We start from the raw sequence: 22,306 nt of genomic DNA, 5'->3' as shown, positions 1-22,306 counted from the left end.
GATCCAGGCCTGGGTTGCGGACGCGGCCGAAGCGGTCATTGCGGCGGCGGCGAGGACGGCGGAAAGAATGAACTTTTTCATGGTGTTGATCCTTTGATAAAGTCTTTTGACTGGCAGCTCTGAGGCTCGGTGGCGGGTCTTTGGGGTCTTCGTATTCTGTGACATCAATCTAGCGGTTCGGGCGGTGCGCCATAAGTCAGGCATACCTGACGGAGGTTTTCCCGACCCTGTGCCGCCCCGTTGCAGGTGGTCGCATCCCGGCCTGCGGGCGCTTGAAGGCCCCCGGTGGGCGCACTAGTGTCCCGCGCAACAAGGCGGAGGCTGGCATGGCAGAGAAACGCAAGCTGTTCGAAGAAGTGGGGGACAAGGCACAGGCCCCGTCCAAGCCCACGGGGGGCATGATCGACGCGGGCAAGCGCGGGGCGCGTGGGCCTGTAAGGCTTTGGCTGATGTTGTTGTTTGTGTTGGTGGTGCTCATGATCGCCGTGGGCGGCTTGACCCGATTGACCGACTCCGGGCTGTCAATCACCGAATGGCGTCCGCTGACCGGCGCGCTGCCGCCAATGAGCGCAGAGGCCTGGAGCGCGGAGTTCGAGAAGTACAAACAGATCCCGGAATACCAACTGCAAAACGCCGGCATGACCCTGTCAGAGTTCCAGTTCATCTATTGGTGGGAATGGGGCCACAGACAGCTTGGCCGGGTGATCGGACTGGTCTGGGCCATCGGCTTCTTTGGCTTTCTCGCCACGAAATCAATTCCACCGGGCTGGACCGGTCGGCTGCTGGTTCTTGGCGTGCTGGGCGGACTTCAGGGTGCCATCGGCTGGTGGATGGTGTCGTCGGGTCTGGGCGGGGACCGGCTGGATGTGGCGTCGTATCGGTTGGCCACGCATCTGGGCCTTGCCTTTGTGATCCTCGGGTTCATCGCCTGGTATGTTTACCGGCTGACCTATGAGGAACGCGCGCTGATGCAGGCGCGGCGCAGTGCCGAGCCCAAGCTGTTTTCCATATCCACAGGCCTGCTGCACTTCAGCTTTTTGCAGATACTGCTGGGGGCTCTGGTGGCCGGGATCGACGCCGGGCGCAGCTACAATGACTGGCCGCTCATGGGCGGAGAGTTCTTTCCGTCGAACGCGCTGGATTTTGAACCGCTGTGGCGGAATTTCTTTGAGAATGCCGGGATGGTGCAGTTCGTCCATCGCATCGCGGGCTACCTTTTGCTGGTCTTCGGCATCGTGGTCTGGCGGCGGGCGCGTCGGTCGCCGAACAGGGATACTCGCTTTCGTTTCAATGCTGTCCTTGCCGCCTTGCTCCTGCAAGTTGCGCTGGGTATCGTCACGGTTGTGTATACTGCTCCTTGGCAAATCGCCATCCTGCATCAGTTGGGGGCGGTGGTCCTTTGGGCATTGATTCTGCGGGCGCGCTTTGCAGCGCGATACCCCGCACCACAAAGTATTAGAGGGACGGCCTGAATGGGTGCGTATGAAGAGTTGATGGCGTTCCAGCGCGATACAGAGGCGCTGGCACAGGTTGCAGGGCGTCTGAGCTGGGATCAGGAAACCATGATGCCGCGCGGTGCGGCGGACCAGCGCAGCGATGAACGCGCGGCGATGGAGGCGGTGCTGCACCAGCGTCGCACCGATCCGCGTGTCGGCGACTGGCTGGCGGCAATTTCCGAGGATGGGCTGGACCCGGTGGGCCGGGCGCAACTGCGCCACATCCGCCGCAGCCATGAGCGCGCCGTGCGCGTCCCCGAACGGCTGGCGTCCGAGATCGCGCGACTGGTCAGCCGCAGTCATGTGATCTGGGCCGAGGCGCGCGCGGATGATGACTTTGCCGCCTTCGCCCCGGCGTTGAAAGAGGTGATCGCGCTCCGTCAGGAAGAAGGCGCGGCTCTGGCGGCGGGTGGCGATATTTATGATGCGCTGCTGGAAGACTATGAACCCGGCGCCAAGGCGGCAGACCTTGAGGCGATGTTCGGGGCGTTGCGGCCCCGTCTGGTGGCCCTGCGCGAGGCGGTCCTGTCCAAGCCGCAGCCAAAGGGCCTGAGCGGCACGTTCGAAGAAGGCGGCCAAATGAAACTAGCGCGTCTTCTGGCCAAGACCTTTGGCTATGACATGAAACGGGGCCGCGTGGACAAGGCCGTGCACCCGTTCAGTTCCGGGTCCGGCGACGATGTGCGGATCACCACGCGCACCATGCCACTGGAGCCTTTCAATTGCTTCTACTCGACCATCCATGAGGTCGGTCACGGCTGTTATGAGCAGAACATCGACACCCGCTATCGGCTGACGCCGCTGGGGGCGGGGGTGTCCATGGGCGTGCACGAAAGCCAGAGCCGGATTTACGAGAACCAACTGGGCCGGTCACGCGCCTTTACCGGTTGGCTTTACCGCCAGATGCGCGACACCTTTGGCAATTTCGGCATCACCGATGAGGACGGTTTTTACGCCGCCGTGAATCAGGTGCGCAACGGCTATATCCGGACCGAAGCGGATGAGCTGCAATATAACCTGCACGTCCTGCTGCGGTTTGATCTGGAGCGCGCGCTGATCTCTGGCGATCTGCGGGTCGACGATCTGGAGGCCGCGTGGAACGACCGGTTCAGGGCCGATTTCGGCTTTGCCGTGGACAAGCCGTCAGACGGCGTTTTGCAGGATGTGCATTGGTCCGCCGGTCTGTTTGGATATTTCCCGACCTATTCGATGGGTAATGTCTACGCCGGCTGCCTCTACAAGGCCTTGCGCGTCGCGGTTCCCGATCTCGATGCGCAACTGGCTGATGGGGACACCTCGTCCGCGACGGGCTGGCTGCGGGATAACTTGCAGCAATATGGCGGGCTCTATACCCCGCGTGAGGTCATCGAGAAAGCCAGCGGCGGCGCGCCGTCCGAGGGTCCGCTGCTGGACTATCTCGAAGAAAAGTTCACCGCGCTCTACGGGTTGTGACACAAAAAACGGGACGGGCATAACCCGTCCCGTTTTTGATGTGATCGGCGGGCGGCGTGTGTCACGCGCGCCCGGCCTTTGGATCAATCAGCCGCGTCGCCCGCGTCGGCCTCATCTTCCTCGCCCTGATCTGCAATCCAGGCGACAGAGACCACGGTTTCGCCCGCGCCGGTGTTGAACACCTTGACGCCGCCCGCGCTGCGCGACCGGAAGGAAATCCCTTCGACCGGCACGCGGATCGACTGGCCGGTTGAGGTCGCCAGCATAATCTGGTCGTCCATCTCAACAGGGAAAGAGGCCACGATTTCGCCGCCGCGCATGGATTTCTCCCATGCGGTGACCCCCATGCCGCCACGGCCCCGGACGGGGTAGTCGTGGCTGGACGACAGTTTGCCCAGACCCTTGGCCGTGATCGTCAGCAGCAGATTTTCCGCCGCCGACATCTGGGCGTACCGCTCTGGCGGCAACTGGCTGTTGGCGTTGCCCTCTTCCTCATCGGGGGTGTCCGCATCGTCGGCCAGTCCGGCCATGGCACGGCGCATCTTGAGATAAGAGGCGCGTTCATCTGACTCGGCCTCGAAATGCCGGATCACCGACATCGACACAACCTCATCGCCATTGGACAGACGCACACCGCGCACCCCGGTAGAGTTGCGCGAGTTGAAGACCCGCACCTCTGGCACCGGAAAACGGATCGCGCGGCCGGAATTGGTCACCAGCATCACGTCGTCATCCTCAGAGCAGATGCGCGCGTTGATCAGGCGGGTATTCTCATCCTCGCCCTCGAATTTCATCGCGATCTTGCCGTTGCGTTTGACGTTGGTGAAATCCGACAGAAGGTTGCGCCGGACAGAGCCTTTGGAGGTCGCAAAGACGATCTGAAGATCGTCCCAGTCCTCTTCCGCGCGGTCCACGGGCATGATCGCCGCGATGGAGACGCCCGGCGGGATCGGCAGGATGTTGACGATGGCCTTGCCCTTGGATGTCCGTCCGCCCAGCGGCAGGCGCCATGTCTTGAGCTTGTAGGCCATGCCGTCCGTGGTGAAGAACAGCAGTTGGGTATGGGTATTGGCGACAAACAGCGTGGTGACCACGTCGTCATCTTTGGTCGCCATACCCGACAGCCCCTTGCCGCCGCGTTTCTGCGCGCGGAAATCGGCCAGAGCAGTCCGTTTGATATAACCGGACTGGGTCACGGTGACGACCATGTCCTCACGCTCAATCAGGTCCTCATCTTCCAGATCGCCCGCCCAATCGGTGATCTCGGTCCGACGCGGCACGGCGAATTCTTCGCGGATGGCACGCATCTCATCGCCGATGATCGTCATGATCCGGTCGCGTGACGACAGGATGTCGAGGTAATCCTTGATCTTGCTGGCAAGGTCTTCGAGTTCGTCGGTGACCTCCTTGACGCCCAGTTGGGTCAGGCGCTGCAACCGCAGTTCAAGGATGGCGCGGGCCTGCGTTTCGGACAGGTTGTAGGTGCCGTCCTCATTGGCCTTGTGCGTCGGATCGTCGATCAGCGCGATATAGGGCAGGATTTCTCCGGCGGGCCAACGCCGTTCCATCAGGCGGGTGCGCGCCTCGGCGGCATCGGCGGAGGAGCGGATGGTCGCAACCACCTCATCGACGTTCGAAACCGCCACGGCCAGACCGCACAGGATGTGCGAGCGTTCGCGCGCCTTGCGCAGCAGGTAGGCCGTGCGCCGCGCAACAACTTCCTCGCGGAAGTCAATGAATGCGCTCAGAAAACCGTAAAGCGTCAGTTGTTCCGGCTTGCCGCCGTTCAGCGCCAGCATGTTGCAGGCAAAACTGACCTGCATCGGCGTAAAGCGGAAAAGCTGGTTCATTACCACTTCGGCGGTGGCGTCGCGCTTCAGTTCGACCACCACGCGCACGCCGTCACGGTCGGATTCGTCCTGAACGTGGGCGATGCCCTCGATCTTCTTGTCGCGGGCGGCCTCGGCGATGCGTTCAATCATCGTCGCCTTGTTCACCTGATAGGGGATCTCGTCGATGATGATGGCGTAACGGTCCTTGCGGATCTCTTCGATCCGCGTCTTGGCCCGGATGATGACGCTGCCGCGCCCCTCAAGATAGGCCTTGCGCGCGCCGGACCGGCCAAGGATCACGCCGCCGGTCGGAAAATCCGGGGCAGGGATGTATTCGATCAGTTCCTCGATCGACAGGTCCGGGTTTTCGATCAGCGCCAGCGTGGCGTCGATCACCTCACCCAGATTGTGCGGCGGAATACGCGTCGCCATGCCGACGGCGATGCCCTCGGCCCCGTTGACCAGCACGTTGGGATAGCGCGCGGGCAGAACCGTGGGTTCCCGTTCCTTGCCGTCGTAGTTGTCCTGAAAATCGACCGTGTCCTTGTCGATATCGGTCAGCAGCGCCAGCGCGGATTTTGCCAGACGGGATTCCGTGTAGCGCATGGCCGCCGGGCTGTCGCCGTCCATCGAGCCAAAGTTGCCCTGACCGTCGATCAGCGGCAGACTCATGGAAAAATCCTGCGCCATCCGCACAAGCGCGTCATAGATTGCGCTGTCGCCGTGCGGGTGGTAGTTGCCCATCACCTCGCCAACCGATTTCGCGGATTTCCGATAGCTCTTGTCGGGCGTGTAACCGCCATCGAACATGGCATACAGGATGCGCCGGTGCACAGGTTTTAGGCCATCGCGCAGATCGGGAATCGCACGGCTCACAATCACGCTCATCGCGTAATCGAGATAGCTCACCTTCATCTCGTCTTCGATCGAGATCGAGGGACCGCGCGGTTCTGGACGCGTTTCTTCTTCGTTCTCAGGGGGTTCTGGCGTATCGCTCACGTAAGGGGCCTGCTGCTTGTTCTGCCATATATTGTTGGAGGCCTTATATCAGAGACTATCTGTAGGGTGCAATGGCAGCGCGATAGCTGGGCTTTGGCAGCCACCGCAAGACAGTGCTAACACACTGTTTTTATTGAAAAGTAAAGAATCTCTTGGCAGCATTTCCGGACGAGCTGACACAACGAGGTAAAAACCGATGCAGGAGTCCGAAACCGAACTGATGCTCAAGGGCTACGGCCTGACCACGGCAGAGCTTTACTACCGAATGCCGGACTACAAGAACGTCCTGAACACCTTTATCTGGCAGGAGTACGATCTTGCGCCCGACCATCCGAAACTCTTCGAGTTCATCGAATTCTGGCAGGATGAAATCGAAGGACCGTTACATTCGGTCCGGTTCACCCACCGCAAGATGATCTCGGCCGGGGAATGGCGCAATATGGTGGGGGAGTTCCGCTACCACTGAGCCGACCGGCCAATATGGGCGGCTCGCATGCGCATGCGACAGAGGGGCATGGCCCCTCTGCCGTGGCCGGGATCAGGGAATGATCCGGGTGTATTTCACGCCTTCCAGCGTTGCGCCGACGCGCAGGCCCGCCTGACCAAAGATCACCGCGATAACCGGGGCAAGGGACGTTGTGGTCTCTGCCGCCAAGGTCTCACCACGTTCGAGGACCGCGTATTCCAGGTTCGCGCCCGCCGCAAAGCCCGGAGAGCGGCGGAATGTTTGCAGGGCCTCGTCGGTCATGAAGAACAGGACGTGCGAATATTGCTGCGCGCCGATCTGAAGGCCGCCGCTGGCCTTGGCCACCGAATAATAGTCCACCGTCGCACCGCCCACGCGCAGCGCGCCACGGCCATAGCCGCCGCCAAAGCCCAGTCCGGCCTCTGTCACCACGGGCATGACCAGCAGGCCCACCGCTTTTGCGGACAGGTCGCGGGTGGCAGGGTAATCGCCATAGAGCTTTGAAAGCGTCTGGTCGACGCGGGCGTCGATACGCGCGTCGCCGTTGCTGCCGACGCCGTTGCAGGCGCCCAGCAGGGCGGTTGCGCCCAAGCCAAAGGTCACGTTTCGTCTGGTGAGTGTCATGGGTCCGCCTGTGTGTTGATATGCCTCTTGATCCGGCTGTTTCGCCGGTTGCGCCGCAATATAGGTGCAGGCGCAAGAATTGTCACGAAATCTTGTAGGTGCTCGGCGGCGCATCGCCGCGTTGCGATCACCCGTTCAGCAACCGCGCGGCAGCGGGGGCGAAATAGGTCAGCACCCCGTCACAGCCCGCGCGCTTGAAGCTGGTCAGGCTTTCCATCATGGCTTTCTCACCATCGATCCAGCCGCGTTCCCCTGCGCCCGCAATCATCGCGTATTCACCGGACACCTGATACGCAAAGGTCGGCGCGCCGAACATCTCATGCGCGCGACGGCAAATGTCCAGATAGGGCATGCCCGGTTTGACCATGATCATATCCGCGCCCTCGGCCAGATCGCGCGCAATCAGACGCATAGCCTCGTCCGAATTGCCGGGGTCTTGTTGATAGGTTTTCTTGTCGCCCTTCAGGGCGCCACTTGCGCCCACCGCATCCCGGAACGGTCCGTAAAAGGCAGAGGCATATTTCGCGGCATAGCTGAGCAGCAGCACGTTCTGATGGCCTGCGCCCTCTAGTGCGGTCCGCAGGGCACCAATGCGCCCGTCCATCATGTCCGACGGGCCGATGATATCGGCCCCTGCATCGGCTTGGGACAGCGCCTGTTTCACCAGCGCCTCGACCGTGCGGTCATTGACGATTTCGCCATCTTCGACAAAGCCGTCGTGCCCGTTGATATTATAGGGATCCAGCGCGACATCGGTCATCACGGCGATGCCCGGCACCGCCTTTTTGATGGCGCGCGTCGCGCGGTTCGACAGGTTGTCGGGGTTCCACGCTTCGGCGCAGTCTTCGGTCTTCAGGCCCGGATCGGTGTAGGGAAACAGGCAGATTGCCGGGATGCCAAGGGCATGCGCCTCTGCCGCCGCCTCGACCACCTTATCCACCGACAGCCGGTTGACGCCGGGCATGGAGGCGATGGGTTCCACCACACCTTCACCGTCGCGCACGAAGACCGGCCAGATGAAATCGGCGGGGCTCAGCGTGGTTTCCTGCACCAGCGCGCGGATCGCGGGGGTGCGGCGCAACCGGCGCAGGCGGGTGGCGGGGTATGGGGCAAGGGTCGGCTGCATCTGCGTGGTCCTTCGTGGCGTTACCTTTGGGTGACACGGAATTTCGCAGGCGACAAGCCCATTGCAGCCGGGGCAGGTGCAGGCCATAAGCGGATCGCTGAGGCAAAAACATCCGGGAAGAGAGCAGGCATTGGACTGGTACAGCACCGTTTTCGAAGTCATCGACATGCGGTCCTTTTCGAACCTCTGGTTCTGGGTCATGCTGGCGGTGCTGTGGTCCTCGACCAGCCACTGGGTGCTTGGCGTGCCGTTCGACATGGTAGCGCGCGCGCGGCGCGCTGGCGGTCAGGCGGCTGAAGACCTTGAGGATCTGGTACGGATCAACACCAACCGCCTGCTTTTCATTGTCGAGGAATCCGGGCTGTGGATCGTGGCGATCGGCTCTGCCTTTCTGACCGCGGCGGTGATCCTTGGGTTTTACTACTGGGTGGAATTCGCTCAGGCGGTGTTCATGCTGGCCTTTCCGATGATGTTTGTCGGACTGCTGAGCATCAATTCGGCCCGGCGTATTCAGGCTGGCGAGAACTCGGGTGAGGCGCTGTGGCGGCGGCTGCGGCTGCACCGGATGATCACGCAATTCATCGGCGTCGTGTCGATCTTTTTCACCGCGCTTTGGGGCATGTATATGAACCTGACGGTGCTGGCGTTCTGAACGCCCCGTCGTGTGCCGCGATGTGTCGGCCTTGTGCGCGGTTGACGCGACGCGTCCGTCGCGCCATGTGAGCCTTCATGACAGAACAGCGTATCATCATGGGCGGCGCGCCCGAGGGCTATGACGCCCGTTTGGTGCTGCACGAGGTGGAGCGGGCCAAAGGCCCGGTGATCCACATCGCGCGCGACGACAAGCGGCTGGCGGCCATGCGCGATGCGCTGGCGTTTTTTGCCCCGGACATGCCGGTGCTGGTCTTTCCCGCGTGGGATTGCCTGCCCTATGACCGCGTGTCCCCCAATGCCGATATCTCTGCGGCGCGCATGGCGACGCTTGCGACGCTGGTGCACGGCGGGCCATCGCATTTTGTCCTGCTGACGACCCTGTCCGCCGCGATGCAGTTCCTGCCTGCCCGCGATGTGCTGCGCGAGGCGGCCTTTACCGCGCGCGTGGGGGACCGCGTGGATGAGGCCGGTTTGCGCGCCTTCCTTGTGCGTATGGGGTTCAGTCAGGCCCCAACGGTGACCGAACCCGGTGATTACGCCGTGCGCGGCGGCATCATCGATATTTTCCCGCCGGGAGAGGGCGGGCCGGTGCGTCTGGACTTTTTCGGCGACGTTCTGGACGGCGCGCGGCGGTTCGACCCTGTCTCACAGCGGACGACGGAAAAGCTGGAAATGGTGGAACTGGCGCCCGTCTCCGAGGTGATCCTTGATGACGCGGCGATCACGCGGTTCCGCCAGAACTACCGGATCGAGTTCGGCGCGGCGGGCACCGACGATCCGCTCTACGAGGCGGTCAGCGCGGGGCGCAAGCATCAGGGGGTCGAACACTGGCTGCCCTTCTTCCATGAGCGGCTGGAAACCCTGTTCGATTACCTACCCGGCGCGCCGGTGTTGATGGACGATCAACTGACGCCCTCACGGCTTTCGCGGTGGGACAGCATCGCCGACCAGTATGATGCGCGTCGACACGCGATGAGCCAGAAAAAGTCTCTGGGCAGTACGGTTTACAAGCCGATCCCGCCAGAGACCCTGTATCTGGACGACGACACGTGGACCCATGCCTTGGGCGCGCGGCGCGAGGTGCAGTTCCACCCTCTGCCGCAGGCGTCCGGCCCCGGCGTCGTGGACGCAGGCGGGCGCATCGGGCGCAATTTCGCACCTGAGCGGCAACAGGAAAGCATAAGCCTTTTCAAATCGTTGGCCGATCACATCAAACGCTGTATGCAGGATGGCCCGGTCGTCATCGCGTCTTATTCCGAAGGCGCGCGTGAGCGTCTGACCGGGTTGATCGAGGATGAGGGACTGGCCGAGGCGATCCCGGTCACCAACGGCACGCGGATCGGCAAGCGCGGGTTGCATCTGGCGGTCTGGTCGCTGGAGGCCGGGTTTGTTGCGCCTTGGGAAGAGGCGCGTGTCACGGTCATTTCGGAACAGGACGTTCTGGGCGACCGGCTGATCCGCCAACCCAAGAAGCGGCGCAAGGCAGAGAACTTTCTGACAGAGCACCAGTCACTTGCCCCCGGTGATCTTGTTGTCCATGTCGATCACGGGATCGGGCGCTACATGGGGCTGGAGGTGGTGACCGCCGCCGGGGCGGCGCATGAATGCCTGCTGCTGGAATACGCCGAAAACTCAAAACTCTACCTGCCGGTCGAGAACATCGAACTGCTGTCCAAATACGGCCACGAAGAGGGCCTTCTGGACAGGCTGGGCGGTGGCGCGTGGCAGGCCAAGAAGGCCAAGCTCAAGGAACGCATCCGCGAGATGGCCGACCGGTTGATCCGTATCGCGGCAGAGCGCGCGCTGCGCAAGGCTCCGATCATGGACCCACCGCCGGGGGCCTACGAAAGCTTTGCCGCGCGGTTCCCCTATCAAGAGACGGACGACCAGCTGAAGGCCATCGAGGATGTCATGGAAGACATCCACTCTGGCCAGCCGATGGACCGGCTGATCTGTGGTGACGTGGGTTTTGGCAAGACAGAGGTTGCGATGCGCGCGGCCTTTGTCGCGGCCATGTCGGGGGTGCAGGTGGCGGTGATCGCGCCGACGACCCTGTTGGCCCGTCAGCACTACAACAGCTTTGCCGAACGGTTCCGGGGCTTTCCCTTGCAGGTGGCGCCGCTGTCGCGCTTTGTCTCGCAGAAACAGGCGGCGCTGACACGCGACGGCATCGCCAAAGGCTCGGTCGACATTGCCGTCGGCACCCATGCCTTGCTGGCCAAGGGCATCCGGTTCAATAACCTCGGCCTGCTGATCATTGATGAGGAACAGCGCTTTGGCGTGCAGCACAAGGAACGGCTGAAGCAGTTGCGCTCTGACATCCACGTGCTGACCCTGACCGCGACACCGATTCCGCGCACGCTGCAACTGTCGCTGACCGGGGTGCGCGATCTGTCGATCATCGGCACCCCGCCCGTCGACCGCCTGTCGATCCGCACCTACGTCAGCGAGTTTGATCCGGTCACGATCCGCGAGGCGCTGCTGCGCGAGCATTATCGCGGCGGGCAGTCGTTCTTTGTGGTGCCGCGCCTGACCGATCTGCCAGAGGTCGAGGAGTTCCTGAAAGAGCAGGTGCCAGAGGTGACTTACGTGGTCGCGCACGGCCAGATGGCGGCGGGAGAGCTGGACGACCGCATGAACGCCTTTTACGACGGCAAATATGACGTGCTGGTGGCGACAACCATCGTGGAGTCGGGTCTTGATATCCCCACCGCCAACACGATGGTGGTGCACCGGGCCGACATGTTCGGCCTGTCGCAGCTTTACCAGATCCGGGGTCGGGTGGGCCGGTCCAAGACCCGCGCCTATGCCTATCTCACGACGAAACCCCGCGCCAAGCTGACCACGACCGCGGAAAAGCGTCTGCGTGTGCTGGGCAGTCTGGATACGCTGGGGGCCGGGTTCACTCTGGCCTCTCAGGACCTCGACATTCGCGGGGCGGGCAACCTTCTGGGTGAGGAACAGTCCGGCCAGATGCGCGACGTGGGCTATGAATTGTACCAGTCGATGCTGGAAGAGGCGATTGCCAAGATCCGTGCCGGTGAAATGGAAGGCTTGTCAGAGGCCGATGACCAATGGGCACCGCAGATCAACCTTGGTGTGCCGGTCCTGATCCCCGAGACGTTCGTGCCCGATCTGGACGTGCGGCTGGGCCTGTATCGCAGGCTGTCGAGCCTGACGACCAAGGTCGAACTCGAAGGGTTTGCCGCCGAGTTGATCGACCGTTTCGGTAAGCTGCCGCGCGAGGTGAACACCCTGCTGCTGGTCGTGCGGATCAAGGCCATGTGCAAACGGGCCGGGATCGCCAAGCTGGACGGTGGGCCAAAAGGGGCCACGATCCAGTTCCACAACGATAAATTCGCCTCACCGCAGGGGTTGGTGGAATTCATCACCGCGCAGGACGGGCTGGCCAAGGTCAAGGACAACAAGATCGTCGTGCGGCGGGATTGGAAGCGTGACAAGGACAAGATTCAGGGGGCCTTTGCCATCGCCCGCGATCTGGCCGAGAAAGTCGTGGCCGCGAAGAAACGGGCCAAGGCCTGAGGTTCAACACTCCGCCCAATTCTTCACTTGGTGTTAATTATCGGCGGGTATCTCGGGCTGCACCACCTCTGGAGGCCTGTCATGACCCCATCTGAGCGCGCGTTGCTGGACCTGATCGATCACCCCGTGTTCTGCATCGAACCGGATACGGCAGGTGTGCCGCGCTATGCCGCAATCAATTTGGTGGCAAGAACCGCGCTTGGCCGCGAAGAGCATGAGATTATTGGCCACTCTGCGGCCGAACTGTATCCGGGGCCGCTTGGCGAGATTGCCCAGGAGCATCACAGAGAGGCGCTGCGTGATGGCAATCAGAGACGCTATGAGGTCTTGTTGCCCTTGCCCCAGGGCGAGCGGTGTTTTCGAACGACCCTGACCCCCGAACATGACGCCTTGGGCCGTGTAACGCGGCTGATCGGGACGTCGCTCGACATCTCCAGCCAGAACACGATGATCAGCGTCAGTGCCGATGCGGAACGGCTGGCCGCCGAACTGGAGGATTTTGTTTACCTCGCGGCGCATGATCTGCGGACACCAATCCGCAACGTCGGCACAATTGCCGACATCCTGCGCGAGGATTTTGTCGATCACGGCGATGGCAAGCTTGAATTGATCGAAATGCTGGGCGAGATGGCCGACAAGACCAAGGTTCTGATTGGCGATGTGCTTGCCCACGCTCAGGCCACTGCCGCCACCGCCGAATGGGTGCATTTCGATTTTGAGGATCTGGTCTGGCGGATCATGCAAATGCTTGATCCCATGGGGCGGGTCGATTGGTGCGCCCCGCCAATCACCATCGACGGCGACCGCGCAACGACGCAGATCGTGCTGCGGAACCTGATCGACAATGCCATGAAATACGCCCACCCCGACGAGAAATGGCAAGAAGGGGACACGGCTCTGGAACTGCGTTTCAATGTGATTTCGACGCGGGAAGGGACCTACAGCGTGCTGATCGACGACAATGGCATCGGGTTCAACGATCTGAATCGAGAGGTCAAACCATCGTCCTGCGGGGGATTCGGGCTTATGGCGGTGCGGCGCTTGCTGGGGCGGCGCGGCGGGGAATTGACCGTCGGAAACAAACCCAATGGCGGCGGCGCGCGGTTGACCTTCACGCTTCCGGGCACATGCATCGGCCTGCACAGAGAGCGGTTGCGCGCAACGGGGTGATGGACCGGCGCGCCCGTCGCGAGCGGCCTGAATGACCTCTCCACGCGGATGCGCGTCCAACCAGAGCGGTGGTCCCACAGAAGTTTTAGGCACCCGGACCGGCGGCCCCGCCCTTGGCTGTCGGATTGCCAAAGACCATGGGCTTGGAACAATTCCCTGCCTTGTTGACTGTCGGCGGGGCAGGATCGACCGTGCACAGGGGGAGGGGGTCCGCGTGCCACAGATCAGAGACTGCGGCGCGAACCTGCGCAGTTTTGACAGGGCTGTCGTCTCGTCCGGGGCCGCAAGGGCCGCAGTCAAATTCCGGTGGTCAGCGAGCAAAACAGCGGTGAATGACCGGTTTTATTAACAGCATGTTGGTCCGCCAGACTGACCGGCCTTGCCGCAAAGCCACCCAAGACCGGCAGATCACATCAGTAGGGCAGCTGGTCGAGCCGCTGGTCCGGGTCCGATATCGCGACCAAATCGACATAGCCACTGTTCACCTGATCCACCATGGCCGACCGGCTGCGGGCGCTGCCGCGGGGCACATTGTAAAGACAGCTTTCGCCGGTCATGTCGTTGGTGATCACCTCGACGCTGTCGCCCCAATCCTCGGTTTTCCAGTTCACAAAGTTCTCGGTCCAGTAGGTGTCTTGCTGCACGGCGCTTGCATCCGCCGTCCAGGATTTTTCATTGGTGCAGGCGCGGCGGAAATCACGTTCGGACACCCGGATTCCGCTGCTGCGCAGCGGGCCGACGCCAATGCCCCAACGACCTGCCTGATCGACGGTCTCGACATACAACATCCGGTCAGGCGGGGTGCGCAGCATGGCCGCCATGAGCGAAGGTTTCAGGTGTTCGCCATCCTCAAACCCACGGTTCTGCATCAGATCCTCAATGGTGCGCGCCAAGGTCTCCATCGCCAGTCCATAGGCTCGGGTGACGGTCTCATCGCTGTATTGCCCCCGGTTGACCTGAAGGGACGGGGCGTGAAATCCCAGCCGCGCGGTCGGGTGCATGACCCGCCATTTGTAAAGCCCGCTTTCGTGGGCGAAGAAACTGCCAGCCATAAAAAGCAGCGCACAGGCGCTTTCGCAGGTGGCGCGGGCTTCCAGCTTGGTGCCGATGCCGTCCTCACGCAAAACGGCCGCCAGCTTCAGCGCTTCTGATATCGCGCCTCCCGGGCTGTTGAGGCAGATCACCGCAACGCCGTATTGACCCTGACTGCGCCAGCCCTGGATCGAATTGCGCAGGGTACGTGTCATGCGATCGCTGTCACCGGTGGCAAACTGGCCGGTGATCCGGTGGGTGCAGGGGATGGTGGGGTCCGCGGTCTGGATGTCGAAAGCGTTGTTGGTCAGGCCGATGACCTGAAGATCGGCGGCCCGAACGGGCAGGGCGAAAAGTGCGAACAGACATAGGGCAAAGCGAAACATAAAATGACCTCCGGAGAATTGGGGTGTCTCCCAAGTGTGCCGCGCCGGGCCGGTTGCGTCAAATCCTGCGTGGGGTGCCGGGTGGTGTCAGGAGGCAAGCCATGTCAACGGGGCAGGACTTTTGTCAGGGCAAACGGTCCGGTCTGTGGCTTGACCAAGGGGGGCGTGAACCCCAATCGGGCGCGTGGACTCATGAAACGCCAATTCACCGGTCCGCTTTCAAAGGCTTCGTCGCGGCCTGCAAAATGCACCGCTGCGCAGGTGCTCTGGCGTGGTGCAAACGGCCGCGCGGCGCAGCATCTCGCCGAGGATCAGCGCCGTGGGAAAGAACTCTCCGGGATTGGTCAGACAGATGAAAGCCCGGCCGTCGTGTCCCGGTTTGCGCCAATTGCCGATTGGCTCGGTCAGTGCCCGCGCCACGGCTGCGCAACCACCGGGTTCAAATTCGCCGGACATGTGGACAGAAGAACCGGTCTCAGGGGCGGCGGTCTGGACAGCACAGGCAATTTTGGCCAGCCCGGTAATCCGCATTTTGGCAATCTGAGCAGGGAGGGTGAAAATACTGAGAACACCGAAAATCAATCGCAACATCCGGGGACTCCTGTCAAACTTGGGACCGATTTGGTCAGTGGGACAGAGGCCCGTCAAACGATGATCCGGCAGAGGGACAATTTGATCTTCGGGCGGGGGCCGAGGGTGACGGCGGCCTCTGCGCCAACAAGGGGTGGGCCATGCGGATCGTCAGCCTGAATGTCCAGAACCTGCGGTTGATGCCCGGAGGCGCGCTTTTTGGCGCGCGCAACAGGGATGACCATGAGGACCCGGCACTGGACGCGGCGGACCGATGTTTGACGGCTCAGGTTCTGGGCCGGGCAGACGCGGACATCGTGGCGCTGCAAGAGGTCTTTGATCAGGACAGCCTGGATGCGTTTCACGACCGGGTGCTGACAAAGGCAACCGCGCCCTATCCCTGGCGGCTGTGCCTGCCGGGCAACGATGGCCGGGGGCTGGACGTGGCTGTGATGGCGCGGCGGCCTTGGGATAAGGCGGTAAGCCACGCGGATCTGACCTCTGCCGATCTGGGGGTGATACCGCCCGAAGGGATGGACCCGGCGCAGCCGGTCTTTCGCCGTGACTGCCTTGAACTGCATTTTGGCGCATTGACGCTGTTTGTCGTGCATTTCAAGGCCCCGACACGGGACTCGGAGAAATCATGGGCCGTGCGGCGGCTGGAGGCGCAGGCCGTCGCACAGTTGGCGGCAAGGGCGGGGCCGTTGTGGCTGGTGGCGGGGGATTTCAATGAGCCCTTTGGCGACAATCGTGCGGTGGCCCCGTTGGAGGCCTTGGGAGACAACCTGATGCAGCGCCTGCCAGAGGCGGATCGGTGGACCTTTTTTCATCGCGCCACCCGGCGATGGGACACGCCTGACGGGATGATCGCGTCACATGCGCTGGCAGAAAAACTGACGGATCGTCGCCCCGAAGTATTGCGGATTGGGCTGGGTCTTGAGTGCGGTCCGTTGGCGGTCGCGCGCCTGCCCGGCACCGGCGTCCATCGCCCACATGCAAGCGACCACGCCGCCGTTGTGATGGATCTGGGCCGGATCTGACCAATTGTCGCCGTTTGGAGGGCCTGAACGTTCAGAGGCTTGCGTGGACCGGTCAACCTTGTTGATGTTGCGCTGGACCTCCGGTCGCGCCAATAGTTAACAATTCATTAATATTGAGGGGGCGTCATGGGGCGCATATTATTTCTGAGCCTGATGGTGTGTTGCGGCTCTGCCTTTGCCAACCCGCCGGATCTAAGCCCACTGGAACGGCTGGCGCAATTCCGCACCGCCCAAGCCTTTGATTGCCGGAATGTCAGTTGCAAACGGCTGCGGTCCTGCGCCGAAGCCTGCTACAAACTGATCCAATGCGGTCAAAAGATCCGAGACCGCGACAATGACGGCATTCCCTGCGAAAATCTGTGCAGTCGGCGCTGTTAGGACCTAGGCCCGGCGTCAATAGCCGGGCCTTGGCCTTTGCGGGTCAGGCCCGCCGACGACGTCCGCCGGTACGGCCAGCGCGGCCGCGACCCTCATGCCCGGCCTTTGGGGCCTGACGGTTGAACTCGATCCAGGCGGCCCCGCCGTCGTCCTGATTCATCAGGAAGTTGGCGGCGCGGATCGCCTCCATCTCTTTGCCCGGGCGCGGCTTGGTGGAGCCCATGCCAAAGAGCGTGACAAAGGTCTCATCGTCGATGTCCTCGGGCAGGATGATGCCAGCGGCGGCGATCTCGGCCTTTTTCTCGGCGATCTTGACCGCATTCACCGGCAGGGCGACCGGGTTCATGATGGCCGAGGTCATGCCCGCGCCCATCGCCATCGGCAAAAAGGCGTTGTTGATGCCGTGCCGGTTGGGCAGGCCGAATGAGATGTTCGACGCGCCGCAAGTGGTGTTCACACCCAGTTCCTCGCGCAGGCGGCGCACAAGGGTAAAGACCTGATGCCCGGCTGTGGCCATGGCCCCAATCGGCATGACCAGCGGGTCAACCACGATGTCATGCGCGGGAATGCCGAAGTCGGCCGCACGCTCGACGATCTTTTTCGCCACGGCAAAGCGGACCTCGGGGTCCTCGGAAATGCCAGTGTCGTCGTTTGAGATCGCCACCACGGGCACGTTGTATTTCTTGACCAGCGGCAGAACCAGTTCCAGCCGCTCTTCCTCACCGGTCACAGAGTTCAGCAGCGGGCGGCCCTCGGCGGCGGCAAGACCGTTTTCCAGCGCGCCGGGCACCGAACTGTCGATGCACAGCGGGGTGTCGACAACCTTTTGCACAACTTCAACCAGCTGTTTCATCAGCGTCGGTTCGACAAAGTTGTTGTCGGCATAGCGCGGGTCTTCGGCCATCTTGTTCGAAAACACGGCCCCCGAGTTGATGTCCAGAATGCTTGCCCCGGCGGCGGCCTGCGCGATGGCGTCCGCCTCGACCCGTGAAAAATCGCCTGCTTCCAGTTCGACGTTCAGGATCTTGCGCCCGGTGGGGTTGATCCGCTCACCGATCACGCAGAACGGTTCGTCAAAGCCGATCACGGCGGTTTTGGTTTTCGACTCGACGATAGTGCGGGTCATAACACGTCTTCTCCTGTCAGGCGGTTGAGCGCGAGCTCAAGCGCGGGGTCGTTGAAATCCTGAATGGTGATCTGCGCGCCGTGGCGGCGCAGGTCGGCATCGGTAAGGCCGGACCGCAGTCCGACCGTGTGCACGCCAGCGGCGGCGGCGGCGCGCATCCCCGAGGCGCTGTCCTCAAAGGCGATGGCGTGCCGTGCGGACACGTTCAGCGCCCGCAGGGCCGCCAGATAAGGCTCTGGATCGGGTTTGCCGCGGGCGCATTCCTCACCGATGATGATGGCCTCAAACGCGTCGGACAGGCCGACGGCGCCCAACATGGCCTCGGCGTTGTTGCGGTTGGCGTTGGTGACAACGGCCACCGCCCAGCCCGCGTCCCTGGCGCGCGCAACAAGGTGTTCCGCTCCGGGCATCGCCGGGTAGGGGCGCGGCAGGCGCTCTCGAAACAGCGCCTCCTTGTGATCGGACAAGCCTTGCGGGTCCTCCAGATCGGGCAGGAACTCGGCGAAGAAATCCACGTTCAGGCGTCCGTGCACATGCGCCATGTAGAAGGGTTCCGAGATATCAATCCCGTAAGGCTGCATCAGGTCGGCAAACACCTCCCGATGGATGTCATCGGTCATCAGCATGGTGCCGTCCAGATCGAACAGCAAAGCGGGTCTGGTCATCCTGTCAGCCGTGCGCCGCTGCGGGACGGGCCGCGTCGCCGCCATTGGCGATGGCCCATTCGGCGTTGGATTTGATGCCGCCCAGCGGGAAGAAATGAACCTGCTCGATGTTGAAGTCCGGGTTTGCCGCCTTGTGCGCGGCAAGCTGTTCCAGAACCTCGGTCGGCTCATAGGGCAGCAGCAGTTTCGTCACGTCCATGGCACGCTTTTGCAGAACCTTCAGCGAAGGGCCGACACCGCAGGCGATGGCGAACTTGATCAGGGTTTGCAGCTTGGCGGGACCGGCGATGCCGATGTGGATCGGCAGGTGGATACCTTCGGCGGTCAGGCGGTTGGCCCAGTCGATGATGGGCCCCGCGTCAAAGGCGAACTGCGTGGCCAACGCCATTTGCGCGTCGGTGCGCTCGGAAAACGCCTGTTTCCAGCGCAGCGCCTCCATCACCACGGCGTCGCCGCCATTGACGTCGATGTCGCGGTTGCCCTCGGGGTGGCCAGCCACATGCAGGCGGGTGAACCCGGCCTTGTCGAACAAACCCGTTTCCATCAGCTGCATCGAGCTGTCGAATTCACCGTGTGGGGTGGTCACGCCACCGGCCAACAGCAGCGCCTGATCGACACCGGCCTCGCCCTGATACATGGCGATCCAGTTTTCCAGCGTGGCGGCGTCCTTGATGATCCGCGCCGGGAAATGCGGCATGACCTTGTAGCCGTCCGCCGACAGGCGCTTGGCCGTGCTGACCATCTCCTCGATCGGGGTGCCCTCGATATGGGCGATGTAGACGCGGGTGCCTTCGGGCAGCAGTGCGCGGAAATCCTCGACCTTGGCGGCGGTGCGCGGCATCACCTCGATCGAATATCCGGCCATAAAAGCCTCAAGATCGGGGTTCCCGGTGCGCGGAGCCGCGTCGCGTTTGCGGAAATTCAACAGGGCCATCAACGTCTCCTTCAGGGTCATTTCGCGGGCGGGCCTCAGGCCCAGCCGTCGTTGGCAATCAGCGCCTTGATGCGCTCGTTGTCGAATTCGGCCTCCAGCCGGGCGGCGGCGGCGTTGGCGGCCTCTTGCGGGTCGCCCTCGACCGTGCCCGAGGCGACCTTGTGCCACTCTGCAAGATAGGCATCGGTTTCGGCAGCGCCAGTTTTCATGGCGGCGCGGTCGATGGCCTGTTCAAACCGTTCAGGCAATTGGACCTTTGCGCCGCGACGGCCCTTGCCCACAATGACCTGAGCGGGAATGTCGCGCCAGTAGACGATGGTCAGCTCTGCCATAGGTCCGATTCCCTGTGTTTCTTCGAGACTCTTTACGCGCGGTGTGACGCAACGACGGGTCGGTTTTCGACTTGTCCCGCGTCATGCGCGACAGCTTATGCGTTCGGCGCGCGGGTTCCAACCGCTGCCGGGACCAGAAGTTCTCACCATAGAGATGAGGAATATTAACATTTCCGGCCCAAACCTGCGACAGCGCGCCGATATTGCGGTCGGGCGTCACTTGCGCGGGAGGGTACCTTGGTCATTGCGGTGGACGCATGGAAACTGGCGTATGTCGCCTTGCCCAAGGCGGCATGCTCTTCGGTCAAGCAGGCGTTGGCAGGCCTTGATCCCTGGGTTCACGTCCCGAAACAGCCAGATGTCGGGGTTTGGCACCGCGCCTATCCGACCCGTCGGTTCAATCCTGAGCTGTGGTCGCGGTATCAGGACTGCTTCCGGTTCTGCGTCGTGCGCGATCCGGCCAGCCGGCTGATGTCCTGCTATACGGATATCGTCGTCAAACGCCGGGCTCTGGGACACAGCCCTCGGGTGCGGGCGGCCAAGGGGCTGCCGCTGATGCCTGACCCGGATACGTTTTTCATGCGGCTGGCGCGTTACCGTCGCAAATCCTCGATCGTCAAGCATCACGTTCTGGGGGCGTCGGTCTTTCTGGGGCAAAACTTGTCCGGGGATTACGACCGGGTCTATCGCACCTGCCAGTTGGGCGAATTGGCCGACGACCTGTCCCGCCACACGGGAGAGCGGGTCACGATGACCAATGCCAACCCATCGGGCGGGGCACTGTCGCTTTGGGATCTCAGCGGGCGCACCATCGACAGATTGCGTCCGATCCTGGAGGCGGAGTATCGGTATCTGGACGGCCACTTTGTCAACCCGCTGGGACCCCGAATACATGATGCTTGCGCGTTGCCGGAACGGCGCGTATCGTGAACCCAACTTCATCTCGGAAAGGCGCGATACCATGGCGCCTAAGCGTCCCAAGGCTGCGGGCGCTTTCCCGAAACCGGTCGAGAGCCCCGCGCCGTCACGACCCGATCCCAACGCGCTGTATGCTGCGCTGGATTTGGGGACAAACAGTTGCCGCATGCTGATTGCCCAGCCGAAGGGCAGCCAGTTTCATGTGGTCGACAGCTTCTCGAAGTCAGTCCAGCTTGGGCATGGCCTTGAGAAATCTGGCCGTCTCAGCCGGTCGTCCATGGGGCGGACCGTATCGGCCCTGCATGTCTGCCGACAAAAGATCGAACGCCACAAGGTGACGCGCATGCGTCTGGTGGCGACAGAGGCGTGCCGCCGCGCGCGCAACGCCCGCGACTTCATCCACCATGTCAGCCGCGAAACCGGCCTGAAGCTTGAGATCATCCAGCCAGAGGAAGAGGCGCGTCTGGCGGTGATCTCCTGTGCGCCGCTGGTCTCGACCAAGACCGAGCAGTTGCTGGTGGTGGACATTGGCGGCGGCTCGACAGAACTGGTCTGGATTGATCTGTCCAAGGTCGCTCCGCGCGAAAGGCCGCGCGCCATCATGCGGTTGCACGCCGGGTTTCACCCTCCCGACAGCCCGTTTCCCTCGGCCAAGGTGGTGGACTGGATCAGCGTTCCACTGGGGGTCGCCACCCTGCGCGATCAGTTCTCGGACGTCCACGACGATGCCGCGCGCTACGCCCTAATGAGCTGGTATTTTGAAGAAAACCTTGCCGAATTCGCGCCTTATCAGGACGAGCAGGCGCGCGAAGGGTTCCAGATTGTCGGCACGTCGGGCACGGTCACAACCGTTGCCGCCTCGCACCTTGGCCTGCGCCGCTATGACCGGACCAAGGTAGACGGGCTGCGCATGTCGTCCGACCAGATCAATACAGTGATCAACCGCTATCTGGAACTGGGCCCGGCGGGGCGACGCCGCGATCCGCGTATCGGACCGGACCGGCACGCGCTGATCATGTCGGGATCGGCGATCCTGCAAGCGCTCTTGCGGCTTTGGCCGACGGATCGGCTGTCGGTCGCGGACCGGGGCCTGCGCGAAGGGTTGCTTTATGCGCAGATGTCGGCGGATGGCGTTCTGGAGGACGGGCCGCTCTGACGACCCGTCCCGACCGGTTTTCAGGCGGTTGTGCGTTTCAATTCTGCAAAGCCGCCGAACACCATCCGTTTGCCATCAAATGGCATCTCCATCGGGCTGTCGTCCGACATCATCTTGGCCCAGCCCGCATCGCGCGCCTCTTTCGAGGGCCAGACGATGTAACCGGACGCGACGCTCTCTCCCTCTTGCAGTTTGACCGCCAGCGGAAGCGAGGTCAGCTTGCCATCCGGGACATCACTCCCCCACAGATCGACAACCTCGCTTGCGCCGAGGCCGATGAACATCTTGTGCATCGGGTCAAGAAAGGCCTCATAGTCGGCGCGTTTGGCGTCGGCGACGGGTGCAAGAAACAGGTCATAATATGGCATTGGTTCCTCCCGGATAATCCTGTGTCAAAGGGTGCGGGG

General features: G+C 62.4%; 20 protein-coding genes. 10 read left to right on the top strand and 10 right to left on the bottom strand.

Translation table 11 applies throughout. The features are described 5' to 3' along the window. Positions 1–326: 326 nt before the first annotated feature. Both ctaA and ACN0S5_RS17210 read left to right on the top strand, forming a co-directional pair. Positions 327–1,472: a heme A synthase gene (gene ctaA / locus ACN0S5_RS17215; protein WP_417209976.1), complete on the top strand. Its 1,146-nt coding sequence runs from the start codon at positions 327–329 to the stop codon at positions 1,470–1,472. Then, positions 1,473–2,948: a carboxypeptidase M32 gene (locus tag ACN0S5_RS17210; RefSeq protein ID WP_417209975.1), complete on the top strand. Its 1,476-nt coding sequence runs from the start codon at positions 1,473–1,475 to the stop codon at positions 2,946–2,948. 83 nt (positions 2,949–3,031) lie between these two features. Here the strand turns inward: ACN0S5_RS17210 and gyrA are convergent, their stop codons facing one another. Then, positions 3,032–5,779, bottom strand: a complete 2,748-nt coding sequence (gene gyrA / locus ACN0S5_RS17205; protein ID WP_417209974.1) for a DNA gyrase subunit A — start codon at positions 5,777–5,779, stop codon at positions 3,032–3,034. Positions 5,780–5,975: 196 nt separating this feature from the next. Here gyrA and ACN0S5_RS17200 point away from each other — a divergent pair, with 196 nt between their 5' ends. Then, the gene (locus ACN0S5_RS17200) at positions 5,976–6,245 is read left to right on the top strand and encodes an usg protein (RefSeq protein WP_417209973.1); all 270 of its coding nucleotides are present in this window, start codon (positions 5,976–5,978) and stop codon (positions 6,243–6,245) included. Between the two features lie 72 nt (positions 6,246–6,317). Here the strand turns inward: ACN0S5_RS17200 and ACN0S5_RS17195 are convergent, their stop codons facing one another. Continuing rightward, complete coding sequence (locus ACN0S5_RS17195; protein WP_417209972.1) at positions 6,318–6,869, bottom strand: YSC84-related protein; 552 nt, start codon at positions 6,867–6,869, stop codon at positions 6,318–6,320. Between the two features lie 127 nt (positions 6,870–6,996). Then, complete coding sequence (gene hemB, locus ACN0S5_RS17190; protein WP_417209971.1) at positions 6,997–7,995, bottom strand: porphobilinogen synthase; 999 nt, start codon at positions 7,993–7,995, stop codon at positions 6,997–6,999. A gap of 130 nt (positions 7,996–8,125) precedes the next feature. Here hemB and ACN0S5_RS17185 point away from each other — a divergent pair, with 130 nt between their 5' ends. From ACN0S5_RS17185 to ACN0S5_RS17175, 3 genes are all read left to right on the top strand, one after another. Next, complete coding sequence (locus ACN0S5_RS17185; RefSeq protein WP_417209970.1) at positions 8,126–8,647, top strand: component of SufBCD complex; 522 nt, start codon at positions 8,126–8,128, stop codon at positions 8,645–8,647. Between the two features lie 77 nt (positions 8,648–8,724). Next, on the top strand, positions 8,725–12,192 hold the full coding sequence (gene mfd / locus ACN0S5_RS17180; protein WP_417209969.1) for a transcription-repair coupling factor: 3,468 nt from the start codon (positions 8,725–8,727) through the stop codon (positions 12,190–12,192). Positions 12,193–12,273: 81 nt separating this feature from the next. Next, positions 12,274–13,362: a PAS domain-containing protein gene (locus tag ACN0S5_RS17175; RefSeq protein ID WP_417209968.1), complete on the top strand. Its 1,089-nt coding sequence runs from the start codon at positions 12,274–12,276 to the stop codon at positions 13,360–13,362. 413 nt (positions 13,363–13,775) lie between these two features. On the opposite strand, the gene ACN0S5_RS17170 is transcribed toward ACN0S5_RS17175, so the two are convergent. After that, positions 13,776–14,780: a hypothetical protein gene (locus tag ACN0S5_RS17170; RefSeq protein ID WP_417209967.1), complete on the bottom strand. Its 1,005-nt coding sequence runs from the start codon at positions 14,778–14,780 to the stop codon at positions 13,776–13,778. A 219-nt stretch (positions 14,781–14,999) separates the two neighbouring features. Continuing rightward, entirely contained in the window at positions 15,000–15,371 is a 372-nt protein-coding gene (locus ACN0S5_RS17165) for a hypothetical protein (protein ID WP_417209966.1), read from the bottom strand. 140 nt (positions 15,372–15,511) lie between these two features. On the opposite strand from ACN0S5_RS17165, the gene ACN0S5_RS17160 reads away from it, so the two are divergent. Together ACN0S5_RS17160 and ACN0S5_RS17155 are read left to right on the top strand one after the other, a co-directional pair. Continuing rightward, the gene (locus ACN0S5_RS17160) at positions 15,512–16,390 is read left to right on the top strand and encodes an endonuclease/exonuclease/phosphatase family protein (RefSeq protein WP_417209965.1); all 879 of its coding nucleotides are present in this window, start codon (positions 15,512–15,514) and stop codon (positions 16,388–16,390) included. 126 nt (positions 16,391–16,516) lie between these two features. After that, entirely contained in the window at positions 16,517–16,768 is a 252-nt protein-coding gene (locus ACN0S5_RS17155; protein ID WP_417209964.1) for an excalibur calcium-binding domain-containing protein, read from the top strand. Positions 16,769–16,811: 43 nt separating this feature from the next. Here ACN0S5_RS17155 and ACN0S5_RS17150 read toward each other — a convergent pair whose 3' ends face one another. From ACN0S5_RS17150 to ACN0S5_RS17135, 4 genes are read right to left on the bottom strand one after another with little or no spacing between them, the layout of a single operon-like run. Further along, positions 16,812–17,894, bottom strand: coding sequence for a dihydropteroate synthase (locus ACN0S5_RS17150; RefSeq protein WP_417209963.1), 1,083 nt, complete (start codon positions 17,892–17,894; stop codon positions 16,812–16,814). Further along, the gene (locus ACN0S5_RS17145; protein ID WP_417209962.1) at positions 17,891–18,559 is read right to left on the bottom strand and encodes an HAD family hydrolase; all 669 of its coding nucleotides are present in this window, start codon (positions 18,557–18,559) and stop codon (positions 17,891–17,893) included. Before ACN0S5_RS17145 ends, ACN0S5_RS17150 begins: the two co-directional genes overlap by 4 nt. A 4-nt stretch (positions 18,560–18,563) precedes the next feature. Beyond that, positions 18,564–19,493, bottom strand: a complete 930-nt coding sequence (locus ACN0S5_RS17140; RefSeq protein ID WP_417209961.1) for a methylenetetrahydrofolate reductase — start codon at positions 19,491–19,493, stop codon at positions 18,564–18,566. Positions 19,494–19,528: 35 nt separating this feature from the next. Continuing rightward, positions 19,529–19,825 (bottom strand): virulence factor, encoded by a 297-nt coding sequence (locus ACN0S5_RS17135; protein WP_417209960.1) that lies wholly within the window; start codon positions 19,823–19,825, stop codon positions 19,529–19,531. Positions 19,826–20,062: 237 nt separating this feature from the next. Here ACN0S5_RS17135 and ACN0S5_RS17130 point away from each other — a divergent pair, with 237 nt between their 5' ends. Together ACN0S5_RS17130 and ACN0S5_RS17125 are read left to right on the top strand one after the other, a co-directional pair. Next, positions 20,063–20,755: a sulfotransferase family 2 domain-containing protein gene (locus ACN0S5_RS17130; RefSeq protein WP_417209959.1), complete on the top strand. Its 693-nt coding sequence runs from the start codon at positions 20,063–20,065 to the stop codon at positions 20,753–20,755. Between the two features lie 31 nt (positions 20,756–20,786). Beyond that, entirely contained in the window at positions 20,787–21,899 is a 1,113-nt protein-coding gene (locus ACN0S5_RS17125) for a Ppx/GppA phosphatase family protein (RefSeq protein ID WP_323768953.1), read from the top strand. Positions 21,900–21,919: 20 nt separating this feature from the next. On the opposite strand, the gene ACN0S5_RS17120 is transcribed toward ACN0S5_RS17125, so the two are convergent. After that, complete coding sequence (locus ACN0S5_RS17120) at positions 21,920–22,267, bottom strand: DUF1428 domain-containing protein (RefSeq protein WP_417209958.1); 348 nt, start codon at positions 22,265–22,267, stop codon at positions 21,920–21,922. Positions 22,268–22,306: the final 39 nt, after the last annotated feature.

The sequence above is a fragment of the Antarctobacter sp. genome (assembly GCF_048262615.1).
Taxonomy (GTDB): Bacteria; Pseudomonadota; Alphaproteobacteria; order Rhodobacterales; family Rhodobacteraceae; genus Antarctobacter.
This window is presented reverse-complemented; position numbering and strand designations above follow the sequence as displayed.